The following is a 7,333-nucleotide window of genomic DNA, read 5'->3' as shown; positions in this document are numbered from 1 at the left end:
TTAAATAAAACTAACTTACCATACTCAGTGCAGTTAAACGTCTCAGTTAACCCTTTGAGTTAAAAATCGTAACGCATACCTACACTGACAATAGTGTCGTCAAAATCATCATACTGTTTCACATCAAACTGACCGATTTCGGTATGTACCCGAGTCGACTTACTCAGCTTATATTCAGCACCGACCGCCCACTGGGAAACTTCTGGCACCGCATCAATGATCGCATTTTTATTTGCATAAATACGGTTAGCAATTAATCCCGTACCAGAATTATCCAAGCCATACTGCGCCTTTAATGATAATTGTCCCCACTGATATTTAGCGCTAACAATAAAACCATCACCTTCGCGTTGCTGCCAATCGGTTTTATCCGAATTCACTAACTTAGAATGTTGCAGCATAGTGCCAAATTGCCAGTTGTCCCACTTATACTGCATTACCGCACGGTAGGCTTCAACATCTTCCACGCCATCACTATAAGCGGCGGCTAAATACCAATCACTGGTTTTGAAAAATTTATCACCATAGGTCAGGGCCAATTGGTAATTACCATTATCACGACGATTATCCCCATCGTTATAATGATTATCTTCCATCAAATAACTCACGCCTAATTGTAATTTATTCCAATAAGCTGATTTATATTCGAAAGAGTCACCCCAACGTTTATCCCCGGCAAATAAGCGATCATGCTTTAAAGAGTAATTGTCCATCGCATCAGACATACCCTTAGCCATCTTAAATACCGGATCAATCCGCCCTACAGCTAATGCACCATAGGTATTATGTTTCACACCAATAAAAGTGGGGCGCGAAGAGAACGGTTTATCGCCATTTTCTTGACCTTCACCATTAACCCCAACTTCAATCTGATAAAACAGCGACGTCGTATCAGTCAATTGGCTTGAACCTTTAACCCCAATACGGCTAAAGTTATTTTCTAAAATTGTGCCACTTTTATTATCATGAGTGGCACTGCCGCTGTCTGAGTGGGTGACAGAATAATCGATACGTCCATAAAATTTATGCTCATCAGCCATGGCCTGTGAGCCACACAGTGCCAACGTCAGCAGTGAGAGTGCAAATGGTTTCAACATAGCTACATTTCCTCAGTTATTTTGCGGCAGGTGCCAAAGCGTGTTCACTAATTACCCCATCGGTACGCATTTGTTGATATAACACGCCTGCGAGACGTAAATAGTTGTCCCATGCATCCGACCGTTTGGTAAAACCAGTTTGGGCATAGCTGCCAGTATCACCAGCTGCAGGTAAATCATTAATATTAAATAATGAACCACCCTCTTCTAAATGCTTTTCCAACGCATCGATCATCACGTTAAAGCCAATACGGGCTGGTTCAACATAATTAATTGAGTGATATTTCGATTGACGATAAAACGCTTTCAAAGAGGCATCTTGAATTTCTTTTTTATCATCGGCGAAAATTTCATCGTAATGTGCATGGGTGATTTTTTGAGTATTTTTATCAACCACGACACGCAACATGGCTGTCACGCCAGTCCAGCGACCTTTCTCGTCTAAGATTTTTTCTGCTTGCTGATAGAAAACCTCTGGGCTCGCACCTGTTTGGATACGGCTATGGATCTTCGCCGTTAAAGGGATCATCGATTGCTGAATACTATTAGAAGCACCCGCTACAATATCAATACCTTGATATTTCAGACGATTAGGCTCAGTCAGTTTGTTGCCAAGTTTAGGATCGTAGTTTGGATTCAGCTCAAAGGTCAGCTGATCTTTTTCCATCATTAACTTTTCCATCGTCAATGCGGATTGCACCCAAGCGGTCCCTTTCTTTTTACCCATAGAGAAGTTGTATTCAGACATCCGCTTAGGAACATCTTGATACAAACGGGTGTAATAATTTGGACGGCCACTTTCGTTAAATTCAGCTAACAGAACATCTTGTCTGTTATTTGAATCAACCACCACCAACATACTGCCCATATGACCCTGGCGGAAGCGAGCTTCTTCGAAGTAGTAATCCCCTTTGACCGTACCTAAACGTGGTTGGATAGACCACTTGAGTTTAAAATCATCATCACCAGTTTGGCTGCGAGGACCGACGCTTTGAAATTCAGGTTTACTGCCATCAACGCGCGGTAAATCGTTAACTGCTTTCAGAATCCCATTGGATGAATAGGTCGCGCCAGCAATAGCGTCAATGCCTTCATGGCCATTTCGACTGACAATCTCAGGTAATAAGCGCTCAGCATTGAGATACAGTGACTCGGTTTCTTTATGGGATAAGGTTTTCATTGCGCTGATCTTACCCTGCTCCACCTTCACTTCGAGGGTAATTTCGCTCTTTTTACCCTTACCACTGACTTGATGGACACCGTCAACATATTTACCCTGTGCAGCCGTATTAGCACAGCCGGCTAAGGCTAATGTGGCTACAGCAAGGGCACTGACAAGCAAGCTTTTTTTGAAATGTAATTCAGTTTTCATCGTATAAACGCTCTGCAACTAGTGAACTTGCCGTCAGCATAGACCTCGAGAAAATTTCGACAATTGCGGAAAACCGCAATAGGCCAACCTCAGTGTAAAATATATGAGTTAGCTAACACTTTACCGATTGTTTACTGTCTTGACGGCCAATTCATGCTACTACTTTACACGTCATCAAGGGGGACGTTATATGAAGAATCTATTGCGATTTGTGGTGTTATTTGGTGTTATTTTTATCACGCAATTAGCGCGGGCGGAGTTTATTCCTTACGATTGCAAAAGCAATGCAACGTTTAGTTATGCCCAAGGTAAAGGTACGATGAATACCCTTAAATATTTTGGGACGTCCATTACTGTTGATATTTATGAGGCCGATGAGCAAAAAGCTTACACAGCACTTTGTCATGCGTTAAATGTCGTTCAAGAATATCATTACTTAGGCTCCAACTTTAATACCTATCCGGGCTACATCAATATTCAAAGTATTAATAATGCGCCAGAACTTCGCCATAAAATCGACCCTAAACTTACCGAGTTATTAGCAGCTAGCATTGAATGGCATGAAATAACACAAGGACGCTTTAATATTGCCCTCGCGCCAGTATTAGAGATCTGGCGCAGTTATCGAAAACGCTGTCAACAGGGTATCGCTTGTGAATTACCCCATGATGAGGAATTAGCCAGCGCCGCTAAGCATATCAATATTAACAATATTAAACTCGACAGCGCCAATAACACCGTCCAAATGCAAGCCGGGATGAAACTGGATTTAGGCGGTATTGCTAAAGGATGGATGGTCGAAAAAGTATATGACCAATTAAAGGCGGATCACATAACGGCATTTATGATTAATGCAGGGGGCAACATTCGCCATTTTGGTAAACATCCCGACGGTAGAGCCTTTATTGCGGCGATCGAAAACCCATTAATCCGCAAATATCAATTAGAGCAACCTGATGATATTAATATTAGTCAAGATGATATTTATCATGAAGTGATCCAAGGAGAAGATATTACGATTGTGTCCAGTGGCAATTACTTAAACTATTACAAAGTCAATGGTAAAGAATATCATCATATTATTGACCCCACGACGCTTTATCCAAAAGCAGAGGGGATCTCGGTATCGGTGATTATGAAAAACAATCCTATTCTCGCCGATGTGATCTCCACCAGTTTATTTTTACTGCCGATGCCAGAGGCGCAAGCCTTAATCAAAAAAATTGGCAATATTGAAGCGGTATGGTTTATGGATGAACAAGGCACAAAAATCGCCACGCCGCAATTTGACCAATATAGAGTACAGCCGACGCCTTAAGTGTTTTGTGAAAAGGCTCAATACATCAGTTATCCCTAATGGGCATAATGTGCCCATTAGGAGGCCGCAATCCCAGGTTGTTGAGCCCTTGATTCGATGGTATATCATACTTCCATTAACCCGTGAATTAACTCGCCACTGATAAACTAGGGAATACCACTTGCCCGCCTCATTTAAGCCACGTTTTGCGCACCACATCAGCCCCCGTTTAGCCTCCCTGCTATTGGCGCTATTGGCTGCATGTCTAACGCTTTGCGGCGCAAAGCTTCAAGCCGCACCCCCTGATGGGCCAACGCCTAGCGCTCAAATTGAGCCCACAAGCGTGCGTATCGGGATTATGGCCTTTAATGAACCGGAGGAAATACTCGCGAACTGGCAGCCAACCGCCGACTGGCTCAGTCAACAACTCCGCCGCCCGGTACAATTGACCCCCTTAACGCCCTCTGAGCTTGAGGAGGCCTTAGCCAATGAGCGCATCGACTTTTTAATTGGGAATGCCCTCACCACGGTCGCCTTTAAAAGAAACTATGGTACGAGCCATTTGCTCACCTTAGTTCGCCATAACATCCAACATCCAGAGCAAAGCATTGGTTCTGCTATCGTCACGCGGATGGACCACAATATTACCGATTGGCAGCAACTCAAAAAGCAACGACTTGTATCGAGTGATCCCCAAGCCTTTGGTGGCTTTCAAATTTTTGCGGCAACCCTTGCCCATAAAGGGATCAATGCCTATAAAGAGTTGCCACAGTTGCGCTTTATCGGCTTTCCCCAACAAAAGCTCTTACACATGCTGCTATCGGGTGAAGCGGATGTGGCCATATTGCCGAGCTGTGTGCTAGAAAGAGCCATTGCACAGCGGACCATTGCGGCAGACGCCCTTAAAGTCGTGCTCACAGAGCCCCATGATGGCTTTTCATGTCAGGTGTCGACCCCTTTATATCCAGGGTATGCCCTCACCAAATTAGGCCATACCGATCATAAACTGGCTACCGCAGTGGTCAGTCATCTGTTGCAATTAACCCCAGACAGCCCAGCCGCTCGCCTTGGTGGCTATCAGTATTGGTCCGCTCCGGTCGACGACAGTCCGGTGTTTGAACTGTTAAAACAACTCGAACAATGGCCATTTATCACCAACTGGCAACGGCTTTTATACAATGCCTTACCCTGGGGAGGCAGTATCCTCGTGTTATTATTACTGGGCTATTTGCATCATCTGCGAGTAAAACGCTTAGTGGTCAAACGTACCAAAGATCTCTGCGCCGAAATCGCGCAGCATCAGCGCACTCAACAAATCTTACTCGAGCAACAGCAACAATTTTATCGGGCCCAACGGGTATTACTCACCGGCGAAATGGCCTCTGGCATTGCCCATGAGCTAAAACAACCCCTAGCCGGGATCCGTTATCTTGCCCAAGGCTGCTTATATCGGTTAGATAACACCCAAATCGAATTAGCCACCGCGCTCAACAAAGTCATCAATCAAGTCGATAGAGCCCAAACCACCATCCATCGCCTGCGGACTTTTTGCCAGCAGACCAGCGATTTTCAGCACTGCGATTTACGCTTAGTGATTGAAGAAACCTTGGCATTAATGCAGCCAGAATTTCAGCGCCTTAAACTCAAGCCACAGGTTCACCTACAATCCTTACCGGTATACGCAGACGCCAGCCTGATGCAGCAGGTTTTAGTCAATTTGTTACGTAATGCACTGGATGCCATGGAAAATTGCACCATGCAGCGGCTGATTATCGAGACGGGGATCGACGACCAACAGGTGTATATTCACATTACTGATTCTGGCTGTGGCCTCTCGGATACCGCGCTAGAGCGGTTATTCTTCCCCTTTGAGACCTCTAAACCCCAAGGGCTCGGGTTGGGGATGGTTATTTGCAAACGCATTATTGAAGAGCACAAAGGAACAATCGAAGCACAACACGCCACTCCAGGATTAACTATTAAAGTCACGCTACCCCGCAGCGCCGATGGAATGTAAGAGAAAAGACAATGACACAACTTTACCTCGTCGATGACGATCAAGATGTACTGGATTCCTTAAGCTGGATGCTCGAAGGCATGGGGCTGTCCTGTCAAGGCTTTAACTCGGCGGATAATTTTTTACAAAAGGTCGATATCACCTTGCCCGCCGTCCTGCTGCTCGACATCAAAATGCCCGGAATGGACGGTATCGCCCTGCTCACCCACCTGTCTCAGGCGCAAAGCCCAATCACAGTGATCATGCTAACTGGCCACGGCACCATCGCCATGGCGGTACACAGCATACAACAGGGCGCCTTTAACTTTTTAGAAAAGCCCGTTGATGGTGATAAGCTTCGCACCTTAGTGGCCGAAGCAGAGGCCCACACCCTTGAGAAATGGCAACAAAAATCCCTCCAGTCTGATCTCCTGCAGCGACTTGCCAGTTTAAGCCAAAGAGAAACCCAGGTGATGGAGCGTATTCTCGAAGGAAAAATGAATAAAGTGATTGCCGCAGAGCTGGACATTGCCCAGCGCACCCTAGAACTGCATCGCCAAAAAGTCATGCAAAAAATGCAGGTCAGTAACGCCGCCGAACTGGCATGGTTGTTAGCCGATTATAAACATTTAATCCAGCTTAAAGGCGCAGAGCCCTGTTAAACGCTGAATGTGCTTCATCACATCATCACGGATCTGTGACCCATAAAAAAACCAGCCGAAGCTGGTTTTTTTATGTTTATAGACACACTTAAGCGATAACGATGAAGCCAACAAACGCAATCGCCGCCGCAATCAACGCATAGGGTAACTGAGTCACAGCATGACTGACTAAGTTACAACCAGAGCCTTGGGCTGCTAACACCGTAGAATCAGAATAAAAACACGCTTGACTGCCAAAGGATGAGGCCGACAACAAGGCGCCAATCACCAATGGAATATCCGCACCAACGGATTGAGCTAAAGGCATCACAATCGGGATAGTCACTGCAAAAATCCCCCAACTCGAGCCCGTAGCAAACGCAAGCACCGCCATCGATAAAAACACCACCGCGGGCAATAATTTGGGGGTCATAAATGGGCTTAAGGATTCAATAACATACTGTGGCAGCAACAGTTGATCGCACACATCCTTAAATACAAAGGCCGCAATAACCGTACTAATGGCAGGCAGCATGCCTTTAAAGCCATCGATCATTTGATCCATCATTTCCGCCAGCGGCATTAAACGCTGAATCGCATAATAAGGGATAGTGATCACCAATGTGGCTAACAATCCCTTCCACACATCGATATCAAAATACACAGTAAAGGCAACTAATAAGAAGATAGGCACTAAAAAGTTATGCAATTTGCCTTGATTATCAGCATGCTTAAATTCTTCTTCAATGGCTTTAACGGCATATTCGTCCGAGGTTTGCACTAGGTCTAAATTGACCTGCGCCTGAGCGGGCTCACCTTGAGCCGCCCGCAGCTGCGCGGTTTTCATTGGGCCAATCGCCGGAACAATCCCAAGCACCACAAGTAACACCATCGCGACCGCAAGCCAGGCATACAACATGTAGGGAATCG

6 protein-coding genes are annotated in these 7,333 nt (G+C 45.4%); 3 read left to right on the top strand and 3 right to left on the bottom strand.

Annotation, left to right across the window (positions count from 1 at the left end):
• Nucleotides 1-59: 59 nt before the first annotated feature.
• Both ACRCZA_RS04595 and ACRCZA_RS04590 read right to left on the bottom strand, forming a co-directional pair.
• Nucleotides 60-1,097 carry a porin gene (locus ACRCZA_RS04595; RefSeq protein WP_438673294.1) on the bottom strand — a complete coding sequence of 346 codons (1,038 nt, stop codon included), beginning with the start codon at nt 1,095-1,097 and terminating at the stop codon, nt 60-62.
• Nucleotides 1,098-1,113: 16 nt separating this feature from the next.
• Nucleotides 1,114-2,469: an FMN-binding protein gene (locus ACRCZA_RS04590; protein WP_438673293.1), complete on the bottom strand. Its 1,356-nt coding sequence runs from the start codon at nt 2,467-2,469 to the stop codon at nt 1,114-1,116.
• Nucleotides 2,470-2,659: 190 nt separating this feature from the next.
• Here ACRCZA_RS04590 and ACRCZA_RS04585 point away from each other — a divergent pair, with 190 nt between their 5' ends.
• The 3 genes from ACRCZA_RS04585 (at nt 2,660) to ACRCZA_RS04575 (ending at nt 6,424) form a co-directional block, all read left to right on the top strand.
• Complete coding sequence (locus ACRCZA_RS04585; protein WP_438673292.1) at nt 2,660-3,787, top strand: FAD:protein FMN transferase; 1,128 nt, start codon at nt 2,660-2,662, stop codon at nt 3,785-3,787.
• A 322-nt stretch (nt 3,788-4,109) separates the two neighbouring features.
• Nucleotides 4,110-5,783 (top strand): sensor histidine kinase, encoded by a 1,674-nt coding sequence (locus ACRCZA_RS04580; RefSeq protein WP_438673291.1) that lies wholly within the window; start codon nt 4,110-4,112, stop codon nt 5,781-5,783.
• Between the two features lie 11 nt (nt 5,784-5,794).
• Complete coding sequence (locus tag ACRCZA_RS04575) at nt 5,795-6,424, top strand: response regulator transcription factor (RefSeq protein WP_438673290.1); 630 nt, start codon at nt 5,795-5,797, stop codon at nt 6,422-6,424.
• An 88-nt stretch (nt 6,425-6,512) separates the two neighbouring features.
• Here ACRCZA_RS04575 and ACRCZA_RS04570 read toward each other — a convergent pair.
• On the bottom strand, nt 6,513-7,333 hold an 821-nt coding region (locus tag ACRCZA_RS04570; protein ID WP_438673289.1), incomplete at its 5' end, for a Na+/H+ antiporter NhaC family protein.

It is taken from the genome of Shewanella sp. (assembly GCF_051658185.1).
GTDB lineage: Bacteria > Pseudomonadota > Gammaproteobacteria > Enterobacterales > Shewanellaceae > Shewanella.
Note: the sequence above shows the minus strand (reverse complement) of the source record. Positions and strands in the feature narration are given on the sequence as shown.